The organism is Nocardioides sp. Soil796, from assembly GCF_001429525.1.
GTDB lineage: Bacteria > Actinomycetota > Actinomycetes > Propionibacteriales > Nocardioidaceae > Nocardioides.
The window spans coordinates 625,721-645,582 of the sequence record NZ_LMSQ01000019.1 but is presented as its reverse complement, the minus strand read 5'-3'; the positions used below and the strand labels follow the sequence as shown (position 1 = coordinate 645,582).

17 protein-coding genes are annotated in these 19,862 nt (G+C 70.8%); 5 read left to right on the top strand and 12 right to left on the bottom strand.

Annotated elements, in window-relative coordinates:
• The first annotated feature begins 52 nt into the window (after positions 1-52).
• The gene (gene kynA, locus ASH02_RS20245; RefSeq protein WP_056682550.1) at positions 53-922 is read left to right on the top strand and encodes a tryptophan 2,3-dioxygenase; all 870 of its coding nucleotides are present in this window, start codon (positions 53-55) and stop codon (positions 920-922) included.
• A gap of 282 nt (positions 923-1,204) precedes the next feature.
• Here the strand turns inward: kynA and fahA are convergent, their stop codons facing one another.
• The 4 genes from fahA to ASH02_RS20225 all read right to left on the bottom strand — a co-directional run bounded on the left by fahA (position 1,205) and on the right by ASH02_RS20225 (position 5,672).
• Entirely contained in the window at positions 1,205-2,428 is a 1,224-nt protein-coding gene (gene fahA / locus ASH02_RS20240) for a fumarylacetoacetase (RefSeq protein ID WP_056682546.1), read from the bottom strand.
• Positions 2,425-3,321 carry a hypothetical protein gene (locus ASH02_RS20235; RefSeq protein ID WP_082563839.1) on the bottom strand — a complete coding sequence of 299 codons (897 nt, stop codon included), beginning with the start codon at positions 3,319-3,321 and terminating at the stop codon, positions 2,425-2,427. The genes fahA and ASH02_RS20235 overlap by 4 nt, the downstream gene beginning before the upstream one ends.
• Positions 3,322-3,396: 75 nt before the next feature.
• Entirely contained in the window at positions 3,397-4,491 is a 1,095-nt protein-coding gene (gene nemA / locus ASH02_RS20230) for an N-ethylmaleimide reductase (protein ID WP_056682543.1), read from the bottom strand.
• 65 nt (positions 4,492-4,556) lie between these two features.
• The gene (locus ASH02_RS20225) at positions 4,557-5,672 is read right to left on the bottom strand and encodes a glycosyltransferase (RefSeq protein WP_056684990.1); all 1,116 of its coding nucleotides are present in this window, start codon (positions 5,670-5,672) and stop codon (positions 4,557-4,559) included.
• Between the two features lie 71 nt (positions 5,673-5,743).
• Here ASH02_RS20225 and ASH02_RS20220 point away from each other — a divergent pair, with 71 nt between their 5' ends.
• Positions 5,744-6,739 carry a pirin family protein gene (locus tag ASH02_RS20220; RefSeq protein WP_056682540.1) on the top strand — a complete coding sequence of 332 codons (996 nt, stop codon included), beginning with the start codon at positions 5,744-5,746 and terminating at the stop codon, positions 6,737-6,739.
• 18 nt (positions 6,740-6,757) lie between these two features.
• Here the strand turns inward: ASH02_RS20220 and ASH02_RS20215 are convergent, their stop codons facing one another.
• Genes ASH02_RS20215 through ASH02_RS26220 form a run of 3 tightly spaced genes read right to left on the bottom strand, consistent with a single transcriptional unit; the run spans position 6,758 to position 8,411 of the window.
• Positions 6,758-7,093, bottom strand: coding sequence for a YciI family protein (locus tag ASH02_RS20215; protein ID WP_056682536.1), 336 nt, complete (start codon positions 7,091-7,093; stop codon positions 6,758-6,760).
• 29 nt (positions 7,094-7,122) lie between these two features.
• Positions 7,123-8,100 carry a TIGR03086 family metal-binding protein gene (locus ASH02_RS20210; RefSeq protein WP_056682534.1) on the bottom strand — a complete coding sequence of 326 codons (978 nt, stop codon included), beginning with the start codon at positions 8,098-8,100 and terminating at the stop codon, positions 7,123-7,125.
• Positions 8,097-8,411, bottom strand: coding sequence for an ArsR/SmtB family transcription factor (locus tag ASH02_RS26220; protein WP_156388790.1), 315 nt, complete (start codon positions 8,409-8,411; stop codon positions 8,097-8,099). The genes ASH02_RS20210 and ASH02_RS26220 overlap by 4 nt, the downstream gene beginning before the upstream one ends.
• A gap of 169 nt (positions 8,412-8,580) precedes the next feature.
• On the opposite strand from ASH02_RS26220, the gene ASH02_RS20200 reads away from it, so the two are divergent.
• Complete coding sequence (locus ASH02_RS20200; RefSeq protein ID WP_056682528.1) at positions 8,581-9,684, top strand: mandelate racemase/muconate lactonizing enzyme family protein; 1,104 nt, start codon at positions 8,581-8,583, stop codon at positions 9,682-9,684.
• Between the two features lie 11 nt (positions 9,685-9,695).
• On the opposite strand, the gene ASH02_RS20195 is transcribed toward ASH02_RS20200, so the two are convergent.
• Genes ASH02_RS20195 through benA form a run of 5 tightly spaced genes read right to left on the bottom strand, consistent with a single transcriptional unit; the run spans position 9,696 to position 18,372 of the window.
• Positions 9,696-10,931: a benzoate/H(+) symporter BenE family transporter gene (locus ASH02_RS20195; protein WP_056682525.1), complete on the bottom strand. Its 1,236-nt coding sequence runs from the start codon at positions 10,929-10,931 to the stop codon at positions 9,696-9,698.
• Positions 10,928-13,606: a LuxR family transcriptional regulator gene (locus ASH02_RS20190; RefSeq protein ID WP_082563838.1), complete on the bottom strand. Its 2,679-nt coding sequence runs from the start codon at positions 13,604-13,606 to the stop codon at positions 10,928-10,930. The genes ASH02_RS20195 and ASH02_RS20190 overlap by 4 nt, the downstream gene beginning before the upstream one ends.
• A 19-nt stretch (positions 13,607-13,625) precedes the next feature.
• Complete coding sequence (benC, locus tag ASH02_RS20185) at positions 13,626-16,448, bottom strand: benzoate 1,2-dioxygenase electron transfer component BenC (protein WP_056682515.1); 2,823 nt, start codon at positions 16,446-16,448, stop codon at positions 13,626-13,628.
• 11 nt (positions 16,449-16,459) lie between these two features.
• On the bottom strand, positions 16,460-16,978 hold the full coding sequence (gene benB, locus ASH02_RS20180) for a benzoate 1,2-dioxygenase small subunit (protein ID WP_056682512.1): 519 nt from the start codon (positions 16,976-16,978) through the stop codon (positions 16,460-16,462).
• Between the two features lie 11 nt (positions 16,979-16,989).
• Positions 16,990-18,372 (bottom strand): benzoate 1,2-dioxygenase large subunit, encoded by a 1,383-nt coding sequence (gene benA, locus ASH02_RS20175; protein ID WP_056682508.1) that lies wholly within the window; start codon positions 18,370-18,372, stop codon positions 16,990-16,992.
• A gap of 265 nt (positions 18,373-18,637) precedes the next feature.
• On the opposite strand from benA, the gene catA reads away from it, so the two are divergent.
• Together catA and catC are read left to right on the top strand one after the other, a co-directional pair.
• Positions 18,638-19,489 carry a catechol 1,2-dioxygenase gene (gene catA, locus ASH02_RS20170; protein ID WP_056682505.1) on the top strand — a complete coding sequence of 284 codons (852 nt, stop codon included), beginning with the start codon at positions 18,638-18,640 and terminating at the stop codon, positions 19,487-19,489.
• Positions 19,489-19,773 carry a muconolactone Delta-isomerase gene (catC, locus tag ASH02_RS20165; protein ID WP_056682502.1) on the top strand — a complete coding sequence of 95 codons (285 nt, stop codon included), beginning with the start codon at positions 19,489-19,491 and terminating at the stop codon, positions 19,771-19,773. The genes catA and catC overlap by 1 nt, the downstream gene beginning before the upstream one ends.
• Positions 19,774-19,862 lie beyond the last annotated feature (89 nt).

Sequence of the window (19,862 nt, the reverse complement as noted above, 5' to 3'; positions counted from 1 at the left end):
GCAGCCTACGCCCGGGCTCCCACCCGCTACGGTGGCTCGCGGAGGGAGCCACATGACTGAATCCGACCGAGGTGTCGACGCCAACACCCGCGCCATCGAGGACACCGTCGTCACCGACTTCAGCGAGCGGATGAGCTACGGCGGCTACCTCGACCTGCCGACCCTGCTCTCGGCGCAGCGCCCGGTCAGCGATCCGGTGCACCCCGACGAGCTGCTGTTCATCGTGCAGCACCAGACCACCGAGCTCTGGCTCAAGCTGGTGCTCCACGAGCTCGAGCGGGCCTGCGCCCTGCTGCGCGACGACGACCTGGCCCCGGCGCTCAAGAGCGTGGCCCGGGTCAAGCACATCCAGAAGACGCTCACCGAGCAGTGGTCGGTGCTGGCCACCCTGACACCCAGTGAGTACGCCGAGTTCCGTGACGCGCTGGGCAACTCCAGCGGCTTCCAGTCCTGGCAGTACCGCGCGGTCGAGTTCACCCTCGGCAACAAGAACGCGGCGATGCTCAAGGTCTTCGACGCCGAACCCGTCGCCCAGGAGGGCGTCCGCCGGGCACTCGAGGCGCCGTCCCTCTACGACGAGTTCCTGCGCTACCTGGCGCGCCACGGCTACCCGATCCCGGCGGACATCCTCGAGCGCGACGTCACCAAGGCGTGGACCTTCCGCGAGGACCTCGTGCCTGTCCTGGCCTCGATCTACGCGGATGCCTCCCACAACTGGTCGGCGTACGAGACCTGCGAGGAGCTCGTCGACCTCGAGGACAACTTCCAGCTGTGGCGCTTCCGGCACCTCAAGACCGTCGAGCGGATCATCGGCATGAAGACCGGCACCGGCGGCTCGAGCGGCGCGCCGTTCCTCAAGAAGGCCCTGGAGCTGACGTTCTTCCCCGAGCTGTACGCCGTCCGCACCACCATCGGCACCTGACCCCGCGCTTCAGGCAGGTCGAAGCCTCAAGCGCTGCCGGCCCGGTCGGGCGATGGCAGGTCCGGTGCGACGGAATGTCGGCCAGGAAGTGACCCGGCCGCTGCTAGGTGCTCGGGCCCGATCGGACCAACTGGTGACCTCACTCGGTCCGATTGGACCGAGTAGGCCTCGCACTGCGTCCGATCGGACCGAGTGGGCGAGGCGAGTTGGTCCAGTCGGACCGCACTACCTAGGGGCGGCCAGGTTGGGTTCGGTCGGGCGCGACCGCCCGGACCGACCGGGTCAGGGGCGGGCGGGCACGATCCGGCCGGTCACCTCGCCGAGCGCGATCCGGCCGCCGAGCGTGCCGGGGGCCGTGTAGGTGAGCGTGACCTCGTCGCCGTCCTCGAGCGCGAGGCGCTCCTGGTCGCCGACCGCGAACGGCTCGCGCCAACCCCAGCTGAGCTCCAGGAACGATCCGCGCTCCTCGGGCACCGGGCCGGACACGGTGCCCGAGGCCCACAGGTCGCCGGTGCGCACTGACGCACCGTTGACGGTCAGGTGGGCCAGCATCTGCGCGGGGGACCAGTACATCGACCGATACGGCGGCCGGCTGACCACGTGGCCGTTGACCGACACCTCGATGGAGATGTCGAGCCCGGCCCTGCCGTCGACCTGGAGGTACGGCAGCGGCTCGGGGTCCTGGCCGGGCAGGTCGACCCAGGCCGCGTCGAGGGCGGCCAGCGGAGTGACCCACGTGGAGATCGAGGTCGCGAACGACTTGCCGAGGAACGGGCCGAGGGGGACGTACTCCCAGGCCTGGATGTCGCGCGCGGACCAGTCGTTGACCCCGACCAGGCCGAACGCGTGGTCGGCGAACGCAGCCGTCGACACCCGCGCGCCGAGTGTCGTACCGGTGCCGACCACGAAGCCCAGCTCGGCCTCGATGTCGAGCCGGCCGCTGGGACCGAACACCGGCGCGGGTGCGGAGCCGGTGGTCGAGCCTGGCAAGACCCGTTGGCCCATCGGCCGGACGATGTCGGTGCCGCTGGGCACGACGGTGCCGGCGCGACCGTGGTAGCCGACCGGGAGGTGCTTCCAGTTCGGCAGCAGTGGCTCCTGTTCGGGGCGGAAGATCTTGCCGACCGCCGACGCGTGGTGCTCGGAGGCATAGAAGTCGACGTAGTCGCCGACGTCGAACGGCATCCGCATCTCGACGTCGCCGAGAGGTACCAGATGCGGTTCGACGTCTGCCCGTCCCGCGTGCTCGACCAGCAGACCCACGATCCACCGGCGAATCGCGTCGTTGCGGGCCTTCCCCAACCCCATCAGGGGATTGAGCGTCGACTGCTCGAAGACGTGCGCCTCCTCGAGCATCGCCGCAGCAGCGACGGGTGCGAGGTCGAGCACGAGGTCGCCGATGCGCACGCCGACCCTCGGCTGCTCGCCGGCGGCCACGAAGACGCCGTACGGCAGGTTGTCGACGTCGTACGCCGAGCCGGCGGCACCGGGCACCCAGGTCTTCATGCGGACTCCTTGGTCAGAAGGCCCAGCGCGTGCAGGTCGTCGAGGGGCTCGACCACGCTGCACGACCCGAAGCCGGTGAACCAGCGTCGGGTGCGGGCCATCGTGTCGTGACCGTGCTCGTGGAAGCGGGCCGTGAGGGCCGCCGGGTCGTCCTCGGTGAGTACGGCGACCGGGTCGTCGCCGTCGAGTGAGGCGCGGGTGGCCAGCAGCACGTTGAGGAACCCGTGGTGGGCGAAGCCGGTCTCGGGGTCGGTGTGGCGCACCGCGTTGTGCAGCCCGGCCGTGCACTTGAACGCGCACTCGCGGTCGAGGGCCGCAGTGATCCACGCGCCGAGCACGTCGGGGGACGGGAAGAGGTGCGCCTCCACGCCACCGGTGCGGAACTTCAGGTGCAGGTCCGCGGCGGCGATCTCGTCGGCAGCGGCCAGCCATCCGGCGCCCGGTGCCTCCTGCGGGAGCTCGACGCAGACCACCACCTCGTCGTCGACCAGGCCGAGGTCGCGGGCCTGGTCGAGGCCGGCGATCACGCGTCGCGCGTTGCCGACCAGGTCGGAGGGGTCGCGCAGGGCGACCTCGAGTCCGGCCAGTCGGAGGCCGTCGAGCCGGTCCACCGCGCTGGCCGCGGGTGCGATGCCGCCGGCGCCCGCGCCGATCACGACGCTCACCGGCAGCTCCTCGGCGCCGACGAGTGGCCGCAGGTCGGGCATCTTGTGGTCGCTGACCACGAACGAGCCGACCAGGTCGGCCCAGGGCTCGGTGCGACGGCCGAAGAAGGCCGGCACTGCGTCTTCCAGGGGGCTGTTGCCGGGCGGGAAGATGGCGGCGTCGTCGAGCAGTCCGGTGAAGGCGGGGGACAGGTTCGGTGGGACGGGGACAGCGGTTGAGTCGGACACGCTCGGAGGCTAGCGCAGGACCGTGACAGCGGACACATGTGTCCGGTCATGGGACGCTGGACGGCCCTTCACGGATCAGGCGTCGGCCAGGGCCGGGTAGTCGGTGTAGCCCTCGTGGCCGCCGCCGTAGAACGTCTCCAGCACCGGCGCGTTGAGAGGGAGGCCGGCCTCGAGCCGGGCCGGCAGGTCGGGGTTGGCGATGAACGAGCGCCCGAACGCGGCGGCGTCGACCAGCCCGGCGGCGAGCAGGCGCTGGGCCTTGGCCAGGTCGTAGTTGCCGGCGCCGACGATCACTCCCGGGAACGCCTCGCGCAGCTGGCTGCGGAAGTGGTCGTCCAGTGACGGGCCTCCGGCCCAGTCGGGCTCCGAGAGGTGCACGAACGCGATGCCGCGCTCGGCGAGTGCGCGGGCGACGAACAGCCCGCCCTCGCCGTCGTCGTCGGAGTCGAGGCCGTTGAAGCTGCCGATGGGGGAGATGCGTACGCCGACCCGGTCGGCACCCACCTCGTCGATGATCGCGTCGACGACCTCGAGCAGCAGTCGGGCCCGGTTCTCCAGGGAGCCGCCGTAGCCGTCGGTGCGCTGGTTGCTGCCCTCGGCGAGGAACTGGTGGAGCAGGTAGCCGTGGGCGGCGTGCACCTCGACGAGGTCGAAGCCGGCGTCGCGGGCGTTGCGGGCCGAGCGTCGGTAGTCGTCGACCAGGCGCGGCAGCTCGTCGGTCTCGAGCGCGCGGGGCGTCGGGCAGTTGGCGCGCACGACGTTGCCGTCCTCGTCCTTCAGGGAGGTGCGGTTGCGGAACTCGAGGGCGCTCGCCGAGACCGGCAGGGCCCCGTCGTGCAGCGACTCGTGGCCGACCCGGCCGGTGTGCCACAGCTGGGCGGCCATCAGGCCACCGGCCGCGTGCACGGCGTCCGTGATCGAGCGCCAGCCGGCCACCTGCTCGGCGCTGTGGATGCCCGGGGTGTCGGCGTACCCCTTGCCCTCGGGGGAGATCTGGGTGCCCTCGCTGATCACCAGTCCGGCGCCGGCCCGCTGCAGGTAGTAGTCGCGCATCAGGTCGTTGGGCACGTCGCCGGGAGCGGTCGCGCGCATCCGGGTCAGCGGCGCCATGAAGACACGGTTGGCGGTGCGGGTGGCACCGAGGTCGAGGGGGTCGAACAAAGACGTCATGTGGGGGCAACTCGCCGCCCCGACTCCACTATTCCGTGAGGAGTACCTCACGACTGCGCCCGCGTTCAGGCCGTGGCCAGCGACCGATCCGCCGACAGCCCCGCGTGCACGGTGAGCATGTGGTCGACCGCGGCCTGCCACGGGAACGACTCGGCCCGCGTGCGCGCCGCCGTGCGCCGGGTCGCCGGGTCCCGGGCGGCCAGGCGTTGCACGGCGTCCGCGAGGCTGGCCGGGTCCGCGCCCCCGTGTTCGCCGGACCTCGTGTCGACGAGCTCGCTGGCGCCGCCCGTGGAGGCCGTCACGACTGGAGTGCCACAGGCCAGCGCCTCGAGCACGGCCAGGCCGAACGTCTCGCCCGGACAGGCCGAGAGGGCGATGTCGGCCTCGCCGATCAGCTGCGCCAGTCGCACCCGGTCGGCGACGTGGCCGTGGAAGGTCACCGGCGCCCGGCCCGCGAGTGCCTCGAGCTCGTCGCGGTGCGGGCCGTCGCCGTACACGTCGAGCCGGACGGGTACGCCGCGGCGGTGCAGCTCCACGGCCGTGGCGACGGCGAGGTGCGGGCTCTTCTCGCGGCTGAGCCGGCCGACGTGGACGAGGCGCAGCGGCCCGGCAGTCGTGCCCGGGCCGGGGGTGAAGAGGTCGAGGTCCACGCCGAGCGGCACCCGCACGAGCGGTGTCCCGACCGCGGCGGCTGCCGAGCCGAACTCGTGCTCGGCGTAGCGCGACGTGACCACGACGGTGTCGAACTGGCGCACCAACAGGCGGTTGTAGAGGCCGATCGAGACCTTCGCCGAGGTCTCGAAGCCGGTGCGCAGGCCGAGCATCGCGTCGAGACGCTCGTGGGAGAACAGCACCGACCCGACGCCCTTGCGCCGGGCCCACCGGGTGACCGGCAGCAGGGTGGACTTGTCGTTGATCTCCACCGAGGTGGGCGCGAACGCCTCGAGCTCGCTGATCACCCGCCAGGGCTCGAGGATCAGCCGGTAGCCGCCACCGACCTTCGGCGCCCGGAACTGCACGACCTCACCGGAGTCCGTGTGCTCGCGTGCGTCGTACGGGCCGGGCACCAGCAGGAGCCGCTCGGCGCCGGCCGCCGCGTAGCCCGCTCCGAGGGCCGCGATCGCGGTCTTCATGCCACCTGAGGCCGGACCGACGAAGTTGGCGAGCTGGGCGATCCGCATGGTGGCCACCATGCCCCGGGGCCGTGAACGGGGTGTGAGCGGCGGGTTGACGGCTGCGCAAGACTGGAGACATGAGCAACCAGGAACGCGACCCGGGAGAAGTCGTCCTGCGGGAGTCCGCACCGGACGCGCCGGTCGAGGTGCTGACCCCCCGCGAGGTGCCGTTGGGCGGCCTTCGGGCGATGCCGGTACGACGCACGCTCCCGCAACGACAGCGGTCCCTGATCGGGGCCTGGTGCTTCGTGGACCACTACGGGCCCGACCGGGTCGCCGACACCGGCGGCATGTCGGTGGCCCCGCACCCGCACACCGGCCTGCAGACGGTCAGCTGGCTGTTCACCGGCGAGATCGAGCACCGCGACAGTGCGGGAAACCACGCGATGGTGCGCCCCGGCGAGGTGAACCTGATGACCGCCGGGCGGGGAATCAGCCACTCCGAGGTCTCCACCCCCGACACCACGACGCTGCACGGTGCCCAGCTGTGGGTGGCCCTGCCGTCGGCCACTCGCGACGCCGAGCCCGGCTTCGCCCACCACGCGCCGACCCCGGTCACCGGGCCCGGCTGGGAGGCACGCGTCTTCCTGGGCTCCCTGCTCGGCGACACCTCGCCGGTCCCGACGCACACCCCGCTGCTCGGCGCGGAGCTGCTCCTCGCGCAGGGCACCACGCTCACCCTCGACGTCGAGGCCGGCTTCGAGCACGGCGTCCTGCTCGACTCGGGCTCCCTGTCGGTCGCCGGCCAGGACCTCAAGCCGGCCGAGCTGGCCTACCTGGCCCCCGGTTGCAGCAGCATCGAGCTCACGGCGTACGACGACTCGCGGCTGCTCTTGCTCGGCGGCGAGCCACTGGGTGAGGCGATCGTGATGTGGTGGAACTTCGTCGGCCGCACCCATGAGGAGATCGTGCAGTTCCGCGAGGAGTGGCAGGCCCAGATCACCCGTGAGGGTGCCGTCGTCCCGGATGGGCAAGTGGTCGCCGACGGGCGATTCGGCATCGTCGTCGACGACCACCTCCAGCCCATCCCGGCCCCGACGCTGCCGAACGCCCGGTTGCGCGAACGACACTGACCTGGGTGGGACCGAGGCTCAGGTGCCCGGCACGGGCTGCGCCTCCTGCACGTCGATCGTGCAGTCGCCCGGCGTCTTGAGGTGGGGGTGGTCGCGTGCCAGGTCCAGCGCTGCTTCGAGGTCGTCGGCCTCGACGATGGTGTAGCCGACCACGTCCGAACTGCTCGGTGACTCACTCTCCGGTGTGACCCGCGTGCCCGACGCCAGTGGGTTGCCGAAGTCGACCATGCGGTCGCCGACCCGCTGTGACCATGCGAGCCACTCCTGGTTGATGGCGTCGAGCTGCTCGGCCGGGAGGTCGAGCCCTGACTGCCCACGACCGGCGGCCCGGTAGATGAAGACGAACCTGCTCATGGCGATCTCCTTGCTGTTCTCAGGATGGCTCAGGCGGCGATCGGCGTACGGCCGGCGAACGCGGCCAGCCGGTCGACGGGGGAGGCGCCCTCGGCGGCGACCACCTCGTCGCCGAACGAGGAGCCGCGCCCGCCGGGCACGACGGTCTCGGCCAGCTCGCGGACGTAGCCGACCAGCTCGTCAGAGACCCTCAGCTCCTGGCCGCTGGCCTGGGCCAGGTCCCACCCGTGCAGCAGCAGCTCGATCGGGAGGATGCCGGCGAAGAACGACGCGGGGAACTCGCGGCCACCGGGTCCGGCGACGGTGCCCTCGAGTCCGCGGGCCCGCCAGGCCGTGAGCGCCTGGTCGGTCATCACCGAGACGCGGTTCTCCAGGGAGCCGGCCTCCGGGTTCGTGACCGTGCCGCCGGCCATTCCGCCGAGCTGCTGGAGGGAGTGGAAGAGGTGCTCGGCGAGGTCGTGGCAGGTGAAGTCCGCGCACGGCGTCTGCTTGGGCTGGTCCTCGGCGGTGAGCCCGCGCAGCACCGGCTGGATCGCGGCCAGGACGGCCTCGGCCGCGACGAACGGGTCGAGGTTCTCCGGAGCCCAGGCCCACTCGTCCTGGCCGGCGTCGCCGGTGGCGGCCACCGTCTCGAGCCGCTCGAGGAAGTGGTTCCAGCCCTCGGCGTGGCCGACCTCCTGTTCGGGGCTCAGGCCCTCGTGGACCAGCGTGACGGCGGTGCCGTCGGCGTTGGGCTCGAGGGTGATGGTCACCGTGGAGGCGTCGGTGGGAAGGTCGGTGTCGGTGTCCCATCCCCACCCGAAGACGACCTGCTTGCCGGGCACGACCTCACGGAACGTGCCGCCGGCGAGGTGGCCGGGGGTCACCGTCCAGCGGTAGTCGCCGCCGACCCGCAGGTCGACGGATGCGGAGACGGCCTGCCAGCGGCGCAGCCGCTCCGGCTCGGTGATCAGGGCGAAGGCCTCGTCGGGAGTGACGGGCAGCTGGACGGTCCTGGAGTAGGTCATGGGCTTTCCTTGCGTGCGTTGTGGGCATGGGCGTCGGCGACGAGCTGGTCGAGCTCGTCGGTCCAGAACCGGTCGATCTCGGCCTGGAGCTGGCGGAGTCCCGAGGGCACGACGCGATAGATCCGCGTGCGCCCGACCTTCTCCGCCTCGACGAGACCGACCGACGCCAGCAGCAACAGGTGCTGGGAGACGGCCGACCTGGTCGAGGTGAACTCCGCAGCGATCTCGCTGACCGTGCGGGGTCCCCGGCCGAGCAGCTGCAGCATGCGTCGCCGGTTCGGCTCGGCAGCGGCGGACAGTGCGTCGGTCATGAGCAATACGTTAGCCACGACTAACGTATTGGTCAAGAGGAAGCCTGGACCTGAGGCTCCGTCGAGATGCAGGGACTCCTAATGGCGCCGTACAAAGTCTTTGTGTTGTATCAATCCGCGCCTTAGCCTGAGAGGGACGACATTCGCCGCCACACCAGGAGCAGCCACGATGAAGATCACCAAGGTCGAGGCGATTCCCTTTGCCATCCCCTATCGCAAGCCCCTGGTCTTCGCGAGCGGTGAGGTGCGGGTGGCCGAGCACATCCTGGTGCGCGTGCACACCGACGAGGGGCTGGTCGGCACCGCCGAGGCCCCGCCCCGCCCGTTCACCTACGGCGAGACCCAGGCCTCGATCAAGGAGGTCATCCACTCGATCTTCGCGCCGGCGATGGACGGCGAGTCGCCGTTCGACCGCGAGCTGATCCACGCCCGGCTCGGCCGCACGGTGGCCAACCCGACCGCGAAGGGCGCGGTCGACATGGCGTTGTGGGACATCATCGGCCAGTCCACCGGTGTCTCGGTGTCACAGCTGCTCGGCGGCTACACCGATCGCATGAAGGTCTCCCACATGCTCGGCTTCGACGACCCGGTGAAGATGGCCGACGAGGCCGAGCGGATGCTCGAGACCTACGGCATCAGCACCTTCAAGGTGAAGGTGGGGCGCACCCCGATCCAGCTGGACATCGCCGTCTGCCGGGCGATCCGGGAGCGCCTGGGCGATCGCATCGAGCTCTACATCGACGGCAACCGCGGCTGGACCGCGTCGGAGTCGGCCCGGGCCCTGCGCCTGATGGAAGACCTCGACCTCTCGATGGCCGAGGAGCTCAACCCGGCCGACGACGTGCTCGGCCGCCGCTGGCTCGTCGAGCAGTGCCACATCCCGTTCGTGGCCGACGAGTCCGTCGCCACCCCCGCCGAGGTCACCCGCGAGATCCTCGGCGGCTCGGCCACCATGGTCAGCATCAAGACCGCCCGCACCGGCTTCACGATGTCGCAGCGCGTGCACCACCTCGCCGAGTCGCTCGGCGTCGAGGTCGTGATGGGCAACCAGATCGACGGCCAGGTCGGCTCCCTGTGCAGCGCCGCCTTCGGGGCGGCGTACAAGCTCACCTCGCGGCGGGCCGGCGAGCTCTCCAACTTCCTCGACATGAGCGACGACCTGCTGGCCACGCCGCTCGAGATCACCAACGGCGAGCTCCTGGTGCGCCAGGGTCCCGGCCTCGGCATCGAGATCGACGACGAGAAGCTCGAGCGCTACCGCCAGGACCGCTGAGCCCGGCCGGGTCACTCCCGGTCGTCGAAGTCGGCCGGCTCGAGGATCCATGAGGTGGCCAGGCCGAGCACGATGCCCCAGAACGCTCCACCGATGTTGAAGATCGTCACGTCGGTGATGGTGACCAGGAACGTCACCAGCGCGCCCAGGGTGAAGCGGTGCGCGAACGACGCGACGAACGCGCCCTGCAGTGCGCGGAGCATGGCGAGCCCGCCGAGCGTGGCGACGTACGCCGGCGGGGTGGCCAGCATCAACCGCACGAACAGCGGGGCGAACAGGCCGACCACGAGGGCGAGTGCTCCGCAGACGACGGCCGCGGCGTAGTGGCGTTCCTTCCTCCCGGAGGCGACCAGCAGCGAGCTGGTCGGGCCGGTGAGGCACGAGGAGATGCCGCCGATTGTCGCGCTGAGGATCGACCCGATGCCGCACAGGACCGTGGCCACGTTGATCGGTGGGCGGTGGCCGGCCTGGTTCAGCACCGCGACGCCCTGCCCGTTCTGCACGACGAGCACGGTGATCGCGAGGGGCACGACGAGCTCGAGCAGCGCCCCCGTCGTGAAGACCGGTGCCTGGAACGTCGGGGCGGCGAGCGCCGGGCCCGAGGCCGGCGAGAACGACCCGGCGATCCCGACCGCGGCCGCGCCGACCAGCAGCGCCCCGAGGACCGGCGGCATCCAGCGGCCCAGTGACCTCATCCGGCTCAGGACGACGAAGGCCAGCACCATGGGCGCGGCGATGGCGGCGTCCGACCGGACCGCGCCGACGAGGTCGGTGCCGAAGCGCAGGAAGACCCCCGCGACCATGGCCATCACGAGCGGCAACGGGATCACCGCCATCGCCCGGCCGACCCAGCCGGTCAGTCCGAGCACGGCGATCACGGCTCCGGTGACGAGGAACGCGCCGAGCACCTCGGGCCAGGTCAGGTGGTCCAGCGACTTGCCGACCACGACGGTGCCGGGGATCGTCCAGAAGAACGACAGCGGCTGCCGGTAGGCCCAGCTGGCCACGATGGTCAGCAGGCCGTTGAGGAAGAACACCGCGAAGATCCACGAGCTGATCTCGACGCGGCTGAGTCCTCCGGCCGTGCCGACAGCCAGGATCACCGCCACCGGACCGGTGGCCGCGAAGATCAGCGCGACCAGGCCGTTGGCTGCCTGGGTGGGCCCGAGGTCGTCGAGCAGCCCGCGCAGGCTGGGCCATGATCCACCGGGTCGAGTGTGGCGGTGGGGAGCGGTGGGTTGGGTCACGTGTCGTCTTCCGGGTCTCGGGGCCGGTGCCGGGCCGCGAGCTCGGCGCGGGAACGGATGCCGAGCTTCGTGTAGATGCGGGTCAGGTGGTACTGCACGGTCTTCACCGAGATGTAGAGCTGCTCGGCGGCCTCGCGGTTGCTCAGCCCACGCGAGACCAGGTCGGCGACGGCGGTCTCCTGCGGCGTGAGGTCGGTGACGCCGTCGGTACGCCGGGAGTTGAGGCCGGCCGCGTTCAGCTCGCGGTCACAGCGCTCGACGTACGACGTCGCACCGAGGGTCGCGTAGGAGTCGCGGGCGGCGCGCATGATGATCGCCGACTCGCGTCGTCGTCCCGCGCGGCGCAGGGCCTGGCCGTAGCTGAAGTTGACCCGGGCGCGCTCGAAGGGCAGGGGCATCCCGGAGAGCAGCTCGAGCGCGGACTCGAAGTCGCCGACGCCCCCGTCGATGTCGCCGTCGCCGCAGCGGATCCGGCCCGAGACGGCCAACAGGGCGGCCTGGTCGGACCGGTGGTTGCGCTCGACGGCGAGGGCGAGGTGGTGGGCGACGAAGTCGCGCGCCGCGTCGGCCCGGTCGGTGAGCACGAGGGCGTTCGCATAGAGGGCGCGCCAGGGCCAGAAGCCGGGCTCGTCGGGGCGATCGGCGAAGAGGACCAGCAGCGGCTCGAGTGCCCGGACGACGCCCTCGTAGTCGGCGGCCACCTCGGCGAAGTTGGCGCGGGCGATCGCCGCCGGGATCTGCATGATCGGGTAGTCCTGCGACGCGGCGGCGCCCCGGCGCAGGTGCTCGCGGGCGGCGGCCTGGTCGCCGCGCAGCGCATTGACCTGTACGCCGGTCCAGTGCACGAGTGGGCGGATCAGGTGGTGCTCGGACTCCGCGACCTCACGGCCGGCCCGTGCCACCACGGCCAGGGCCTCGTCCCAGTCCCCGAGCTGGAAGAGGCTCCGGGCCAGCCAGGCCTGGGCCCACAGCGAGATGCGCGTCGAGCCCATCCGGAACCGGGTCGGCACGGCACCCTCGAAGTCGTGGCGCGCCGAGACCTGCTCGCCGCGCGCCAGGTCGACCCAGCCGCGTCCCATCCGGATCCGTTGTGACTGTGGACCTGTCGGCACTCGCCGGACCAGCTCGTCGTACGCGCGGAGGGCCTCGTCCCACCGGCCGCAGGCGGCGAGGCCGATGCCGCGCATCGCGGCCGCCTCGAGCCCGGCCGGGCTGTCGGGGTCGCCGGTGTCGATCGCCCGGTCCGACCACTCGACCAGCGCCTGCGGGTCCCACATGCCGAGCGCGTGCAGCACCCGGCGCACGCTGACCAGGACCCGCACCTCCGGCTGCGCGGAGTCCCAGTCCTGCCAGGCGCGGTCCAGGAGCAGGTCGGCCTCGGCGGGGCGGCCGCGCAGGATCGAGACGTAGGCGAGGGTGGCGTCGATGCGGGCCGACCGCGGCGCGGCCTCGAGCTCGTCGGTGAACAGGTTGGCCTCGGGCAGCTCGCCGGCACCGACCAGGGCGTCGACCCCGTCGACGAGCAGGGCGGTTCGCCGGGCCGGGTCGCGCTCGATCCGGCTGGCCCGGATCAGGGCATGGGCGGCCCGGCCCCAGGCGCCCTCGGCGGCTTGGCGGTCGGCGTACGCGCGCAGCTCGCCCAGCAGCTCCTGGCCCGGTGCGAGACCGGAGAGCACCCGGTGGGACAGGGCACGGAACTCGTCGCCGACCAGGTCGGCGGCCTTGCCGTGCAGCCGGTGGGTACGACGCACGGGCATCGTCTCGAGCACGGCGGAGCGGGTCATCGGGTCCGCGAAGCGGAGCACGTGGTCGCCCAGCTGCAGGTCGCGCCGGACCAGGCCGGTCGTCTCCGCGGTGTCGAGCGCGGTGACCGGGTCGTTGGTGACCTCGGCCAGCTGGGTCGCCTCACCCTCGCTGCAGCGGTCGCCGAGCACGGCGACCGCCTCGACCAACCTGCGGGCGGACGGCGGGGCACCCTCGAGTCGTGTGCGCACCTCCGTCACCTGGCGTCGGGTGGCGGGCAGGGGCTGCTGCCAGTCGGTCCACACGGCATCCGGTGCCTCGGTGAGCAGCTCGATGACCAGGGCCGGGTTCCCGCGGGTGTGGTCGCGGAGGGCCTTCGCGTCGCGGTCGGTGAGCGCCACCCCCGCCTGGAGGGCGATCTGGCGCACCTCGGTGCGGTCGAGCTCGGAGATGTGCAACCGCCTCAGGTCGGGCAGGTCGGCACGCACCGGGCCCCGTGCGGTCAGGATCGCCCGCACCGTCGTCGGGGACCGGCGGGCGGCGGAGTGCAGTGCCATCAGCGAACCGGCGTCGGCCTTGTCGGCACCGTCGACCATCACGATCAGCCGGCCGTCACCCGCACGGTCGCGGAGCTCGGGCAGGAGGGCGCGGGCCGCGACGACCGGGTCGGCGTCCGGGTCGACACTGACCCCGAGCTGCTCGAGTACGGCGTACGGGTGGCCGGACTCCCAGGCCGTGGCACCGGCGTGCGCGACCGTCAGCCCCGGCTGGCGGGCCAGGAACTCGTCGACCAGCGTGGTCTTCCCACTGCCGGCAGGACCCTCGACCACGACGATGGCCGGACGGCCGGGATCGGCGGTGAGCAACCGGCCCAGTGCCTCGAGCTCGGCCTCCCGTCCGACGAACACGTGCCCCGGAAGATGAGAGATCATCCCGTCACGCTAGTCCGACTCAGCCGAGGTCGCCGCCGGCGACAGGCAACGTGCTTCCGGTGATGTACGACGCCTCGTCCGAGGCCAGGAACGTGATGGCTGCGGCCTGCTCGTCCAGAGTGCCGTAGCGGCGCATCAGCGAGGAGTCGAGGGTCTGGTCGATGTGCGCCTGGAACCATGCCTGCTCCTGCTCGTTCGTGGCCTCCGGGGTGCCGCGCGAGATGCGGCGCGGTGGGGCTTCCGTGCCACCGGGTGCGGTGGCTGCGACGCGGATGCCGGCCTCGGCGTACTCCACGGCCAGGGAGGCGGTGATCGCGTTGATGCCGCCCTTCGCTGCCGAGTAGGGGATCCGGTGGATGCCGCGGGTGGCTGCCGACGAGACGTTGATGATCACGCCACGGCCGCGCTCCACCATGCCGGGCAGCACGGCGCGGCAGGTGAAGAGCGTGGTCAGCAGCGAGCGGTCGAGCTCGGCGCGGATCTCCTGGTCGGTGAACTCGGTGAACGGCTTGAAGTTGATCGCGCCGCCGACGTTGTTGATCAGCACGTCGATCCGGCCGAAGCGGCGCAGCGCCTCGGCGACGACGGATTCGGCGCCGGACCAGCTCTCCAGGTCGGCGACGACGGGGAGCGCCGGCCGTGCGGTGCTGCCGATCTCGGCGGCGAGCTCGCCGACCAGGTCGGAGCGGTCAACCAGCACGACGGACCCGCCCTCGGCGCTGACCCGGCGGGCAGTGCGCTCGCCGATGCCCTGGGCGGCCCCGGTGATCACCACGACCTTGCCGGCGAAGCGGCCCGGAGTGATGAACTTCGGCAGCGCCCGGGTGCGGGCCTCGTCCATGGCGCGTCGAGTGGTCTCCTTGGAGCGGTCCGCGTGCGCGGTGATCAGCTCGCGGGCGCGCACCCGGTCGCCGGCCTCGAAGGCGTCGACGATGTCGAGGTGGTCCTGGGTGCAGCTCGGGTGGCACCAGGTGGCGTGCCGGAGCACGTCCTCCATGTGCCCCTGGACCCCGAGTGCCTGGTAGGCCTGCAGCAGGTGCTCGTTGCCGGTCAGCGTGAACAGGTAGTCGTGGAAGGCTGCGTTGGTCTCGGTGTACGCCGCGGCGTCGACGAAGCGGTCGCCCTCGACGTACGGCACGGTGGCCTCGGCGAGCAGCCGGTAGCCGGTGACCTGGCGTGAGGAGAGCCGCCCGATGACCAGCTCGAGGGCGCCGAGCTCGAGTGCGGCACGCGCCTCGAAGAGGGCGTCGGACTCGTGCACCGACGGGTGCTCCTCGCCGATCTCGTAGGTGCCGGGGGGCGCGGCGGCCGCGGCCGGCACCTCCTGCACGGGTTCGTGCAGCGGGGCGATCTCGCGGGCGGCGAACATCTCCTGCTTGGCGATGCCGCGCCCTCCGGTGACCAGCAGGTCCTCGTCGTCGGTGGCCTCGAAGGGGGTCGGCGCGGCGTCCGAGCCGACCTTGGCGACCTGTCGGCCGGCGATGCTGCGCGCGGTCGCGGCCTCCTCGTCCGGCGTACGCCGAGCAGCGGTCGCGTGGAGCGGGGTCACCTCGCGGGCCGGGAAGATCTCCTGCCCTGCAAGGCGATTCGACGCGCCAGCCGGTCCGCTGGTTGAAGAAGGCGCGCCAGCGCCTGTCTCGAGACCAAGGGATTCGTCGGCCTGGTTTCGAGACGGTTGCTGCGCAACCTCCTCCACCAGCGGAATTGAGGAAGGCGCGCCAGCGCCTGTCTCGAAACCAGCGGCATCCTCGGCCTGGTCCCGAGACGGTTCCTGAGGAGTCGAGGGACGAACCGCCTCGACCACCGGAGCAGGGTCGGCCGCCTTCGCGGTCGGCGTGCCGGAGAGCGCGAACTTCTCGTAGTAGAACCCGGTCGGCTCGACGCCCTCGTCGGCGAAGTGCGTGCGCACGGCCTCCACCATGGGCGGCGGACCGCACACGTAGACCGCGACGTCGCCGCCGTGCAGGTGCTCGGGCTCGATCAGGCTCATCACGTAGCCCTGGTTGGCGGCCTTGGTCTCCGGGTCGGAGACGCAGTGCCCCCAGGTCAGCGTCGGGATCTGGCCGGCCAGCTCCTCCAGCGTCTCCAGCTCGACGAGGTCGGTGTCGTTGCTGACGCCGTACACCAGGTGCACCGCGCGCTCGGTGCCGCAGTCGCGCAGCTTGCGCAGGATCGACAGGATCGGCGCCAGCCCGGTGCCGCCGGCGAGCAGCAGCAGCGGCCGGTCGGCCTCTCGCAGGAAGAAGCTGCCGTTCGGCCCGGTGAAGGTCATCTCGTCGCCGACCGCGGCCTTGTTCGCGAGGTGCTCCGACATCAGGCCGCCGGGGGCGAGCTTGACCAGGAAGGTGAGCCCCTCGCCGTCGGGGGCGTTGGAGAACGAGTAGGAACGCGTCTCGTTCGTGCCCGGCACGGCCAGGTTGACGTACTGCCCGGGCAGGAACGCGAGCTTGCTCCGCTCGGGCGTCTCCAAGGTGAACGACACCGTGCTCTCGGAGAGCCTCTCGAACTGCGTCAGCGTCGCGGTGTACGTCGCCGCGCTGGTCTTGGCGACCGCTGAGGTGCTGGCGATCTGGAGCACCAGGTCGGACTTCGCCTTCATGCTGCACGGCAGCACGTAGCCCTTGGCGGCCTCGTCGGCGGTGAGCGCGTCGTCGATGTAGGCGCCGCCGTCGTACTCGCCGGACTCGCAGAACGCCTTGCACGTCCCGCAGGCGCCGTCGCGGCAGTCCAGCGGGATGTTGATGCGGGCGCGGTACGACGCATCGGCGACGGTCTGGTCGTCCGCGACGGTGATGAAGCGGGTGACGCCGTCCTCGAAGCTCAGGGCAACCTGGTGGCTCATGGTGCTCCCTCTCAGAAGTGGTAGACGTCGACCACGTGGTGGATGTAGTCGTTCTTCAGCACCACGGTCTTGCGACGGATCAACGGCAGGTCACCGGAGAAGTCGATCGTGTAGAAGGAGGTCCCGTAGTAGGGGTCGATCGTCTTGTAGCGGAAGTACATCGTGTGCCAGTTGAACCGGATGTCGACGATGTCGCCGCGGCGCTCGATGACCTCGACGTTGCTGATGTTGTGGCTCGTGCGCGGCTCGGGAATCGACGTCGCGCTGGAGCGTTCGGTGCGGATCCGGAACACGCGGTCCTCGAGGCCGCCCTTGTTGGCGTAGTAGATCAGCGAGATGTCGGTCTGCGGGTCCTCGGTGAGGTTGTCGTTGTCGTCCCACGCGGGCATCCAGTACTCGCAGTCGTCGGCGTAGCACTCGAGCCACTTCTCGAACTCGCGGTCGTCGAGGTAGCGCGCCTCGCGGTAGAGGAACTGCTCGATGGCGTTCTGCGTGATGAGCTTCGTGCCCTCGGTGTCGGTGGTGGTCATGGCGTTGCTCCTCAGGCCTGGTCGGCGGTACGTCGGGCGGCTGCGGCTTCCTCGGCCTCGACGGCGGCGACCATCACGTCGCGCCAGTAGCCGTGCTGCACGGGATAGAGGCCCTCGTCCTCGTTCTTCAACCCGGCCGAGATGACGCCGGGCATGTCGAGGGCCTTGGCGACGTCGTCCGGGCCGGTCAGCCAGTGTTCGGCGCCCCGGCTCATGTCGTTCCACGGTGCCTTGGTGGCCTGGAAGGTGAGCTGGCAGGAGCGGAACTCCTCGAGGTCGTCGGGGGTGGCCATGCCGGACGCGTTGAAGAAGTCCTCGTACTGCCGGATCCGCCAGGCCCGCGACTCCTTGCTCTCGCCCTTCGGGGCGATGCAGTAGATCGTGACCTCGGTATGGTCGGTCGAGATCGGGCGGAAGTGCCGGATCTGGGTGGAGAACTGGTCCATCAGGTAGACGTTCGGGTAGACGCACAGGTTGCGCGAGCCCTTCACCATGAACTCGCCCTTGGCCTCGCCGTACTTCTCCTTGAGCACGTCCATCTGGTCCCACAGCGGTCGGTCCTGCGGGTTGCCGGCCCAGGTCCACAGGCACAGGTGGCCGTTCGGGTAGGACCAGTAGCCGCCGCCGGACTTGCCCCAGCTGCCGGCGTCCAGCGTCTTCGTCGCGTTGGCGGACTCGCCGGTGTCGCGGCGTGAGGTGGTGGCCGCGTAGTTCCAGTGCGTCGCGGTCACGTGGTAGCCGTCGGCGCCGTTCTCGGCCTGGACCTTCCAGTTCCCGTCATAGGTGTACGTCGACGAGCCCCGCAGCACCTCGAGGCCCTCGGGCGACTGGTCGACGAGCATGTCGATGACCTTGGTCGTGTCGCCCAGGTGCTCGGCCAGCGTGCTGACGTCGTCGTTCAGGCTGCCGAAGAGGAAGCCGCGGTAGCTCTCGAAGCGCGGCACCTTCGTCATGTTGTGCGAGCCGTTGACGTTGAACGTCTCGGGGTAGCCGGCGCCGTCGGGGTCCTTCACCTTGAGCAGGCTGCCATCGTTGCGGAAGGTCCAGCCGTGGAAGGGGCAGGTCAGTGTGGTGCGGTTGTCGGTCTTCTTGCGGCAGATCATCGCGCCGCGGTGCGCGCAGGCGTTGATCAGGAGGTGGAGCTCGCCGTCCTTGTCGCGGGTGATGACGACCGGCTGGCGGCCCATGTAGGTGGTGAAGTAGTCACCTGCCTCGGCCACCTGGCTCTCGTGGGCGAGGTAGATCCAGTTGCCCTCGAAGATGTGCTTCATCTCGAGCTCGAAGATCTCCTCGTCGGTGAAGATGCTCCGGTTGGCCCGGTAGATGCCGGCCTCACGGTCATCGACGACCGCGTTGGAGAGGGTGTCGCGCACGTGCGCCAAGGTCTCGCTCATGGGGTTCCTCCGGATCGGTGGATGCCCCGGGGACGAAGGTGCCGTGGGGCGGTGGTGTCCCTCGACACTGACAGGTCGTGAGCGGAGCCACACCCGGCAAAGCCCTAGGTCTGGCCTAGGGTGCCATTGAGACGTCGTACCTCTTTGTCTTCCGAGAACAAGTCCTTGTGCTGAATCAATTTTCGGGCCTAGCCTCGAAGGGACTTCCGGTGCCCGTCACTCCCGGCGGAACCGCATCGGCACAGCGAACGAGAGGGAGACAGAGATGTCAGCCGCTACTGAGACCGCCACCGCAGCCGCCTCGGGTGCGTCCGCCACGGAGCGGTTCACGACCGACAAGCTCGCCGGCGTCGCGAACACCCCCAAGGAGCGGGTCGACCTGCTCGCCCGCGAGGTGCTCGACGCCGTCCACGAGACGATCCGCAAGCACGAGGTCACCTACGACGAGTTCAACGCCCTCAAGGCGTGGCTGATCGGCGTCGGCCGGGACGGCGAATGGCCGCTGTTCCTCGACGTGTGGGTCGAGCACGTCGTCGAAGAGGTCGCCAACGCCGACCGCGAGGGCTCCAAGGGCACCATCGAGGGCCCCTACTACGTGCCCGGCGCACCCGAGCTCGGCGCCGAGGCGACGATGCCCATGCGCGACGACGAGCAGGGCACCCCGCTGCTCTTCCAGGGCCAGGTCACCAACCTGGCCGGTGAGCCGGTCCCCAACGCCAAGGTCGAGCTGTGGCACGCCGACGAGGCGGGCTTCTACAGCCAGTTCGCCCCCGGCATCCCCGAGTGGAACCTGCGCGGCACGATCACCGCCGACGACGAGGGCCGCTACTGGATCAACACGATGCAGCCCGCGCCGTACCAGATCCCCACCGACGGCTCCTGCGGGAAGCTGATCGGCGCGGCCGGCTGGCACGCCTGGCGCCCGGCCCACCTGCACCTGAAGGTCTCCGCGCCGGAGCACCAGCTGATCACCACCCAACTCTACTTCCCGGGCGACCCGCACAACGACGACGACATCGCCTCCGCCGTCAAGCCTGAGCTGCTGCTCGACATCCAGCCCGCCGAGTCCGGCAACGGCAACCAGACGACGTACGACTTCGTCCTGGACCCCGCCTGATGGCCCTGTTCCACGCCCGCATGGACGTCCGGATCCCGCACGACCTGGATCCGGACGTCCGGGCCGACATCGTCGCCCGTGAGAAGGCCTACTCCCAGGAGCTCCAGCAGGCCGGCAAGTGGCCGCACATCTGGCGCATCGCGGGGGAGTACTCCAACATCTCCATTCTCGACGTGGCCGACGCCGACGAGCTGCACACGATGCTCTCGGCGCTGCCGCTGTTCCCCTACATGGAGATCAAGGTGACGGCCCTGGCCACTCACCCCTCCGACATCAACGCCTGACCTCAGAGTCGCCCGGCACGCACGCTGGCGGCGTTCTCGTCGGTCGACGGCCGCTCCGCTCAAAAGGCCGCCTTCCCTCCTCGGCCTTG

Coding starts and splice junctions, on each gene's coding strand:
- kynA (WP_056682550.1), top strand. CDS start 53: ATGACTGAATCCGACCGAGGTGTCGACGCCAACACCCGCGCCATCGAG.
- fahA (WP_056682546.1), bottom strand. CDS start 2,428: ATGAAGACCTGGGTGCCCGGTGCCGCCGGCTCGGCGTACGACGTCGAC.
- nemA (WP_056682543.1), bottom strand. CDS start 4,491: ATGACGTCTTTGTTCGACCCCCTCGACCTCGGTGCCACCCGCACCGCC.
- ASH02_RS20225 (WP_056684990.1), bottom strand. CDS start 5,672: ATGCGGATCGCCCAGCTCGCCAACTTCGTCGGTCCGGCCTCAGGTGGC.
- ASH02_RS20220 (WP_056682540.1), top strand. CDS start 5,744: ATGAGCAACCAGGAACGCGACCCGGGAGAAGTCGTCCTGCGGGAGTCC.
- ASH02_RS20215 (WP_056682536.1), bottom strand. CDS start 7,093: ATGAGCAGGTTCGTCTTCATCTACCGGGCCGCCGGTCGTGGGCAGTCA.
- ASH02_RS20210 (WP_056682534.1), bottom strand. CDS start 8,100: ATGACCTACTCCAGGACCGTCCAGCTGCCCGTCACTCCCGACGAGGCC.
- ASH02_RS26220 (WP_156388790.1), bottom strand. CDS start 8,411: ATGACCGACGCACTGTCCGCCGCTGCCGAGCCGAACCGGCGACGCATG.
- ASH02_RS20200 (WP_056682528.1), top strand. CDS start 8,581: ATGAAGATCACCAAGGTCGAGGCGATTCCCTTTGCCATCCCCTATCGC.
- ASH02_RS20190 (WP_082563838.1), bottom strand. CDS start 13,606: ATGATCTCTCATCTTCCGGGGCACGTGTTCGTCGGACGGGAGGCCGAG.
- benC (WP_056682515.1), bottom strand. CDS start 16,448: ATGAGCCACCAGGTTGCCCTGAGCTTCGAGGACGGCGTCACCCGCTTC.
- benB (WP_056682512.1), bottom strand. CDS start 16,978: ATGACCACCACCGACACCGAGGGCACGAAGCTCATCACGCAGAACGCC.
- benA (WP_056682508.1), bottom strand. CDS start 18,372: ATGAGCGAGACCTTGGCGCACGTGCGCGACACCCTCTCCAACGCGGTC.
- catA (WP_056682505.1), top strand. CDS start 18,638: ATGTCAGCCGCTACTGAGACCGCCACCGCAGCCGCCTCGGGTGCGTCC.
- catC (WP_056682502.1), top strand. CDS start 19,489: ATGGCCCTGTTCCACGCCCGCATGGACGTCCGGATCCCGCACGACCTG.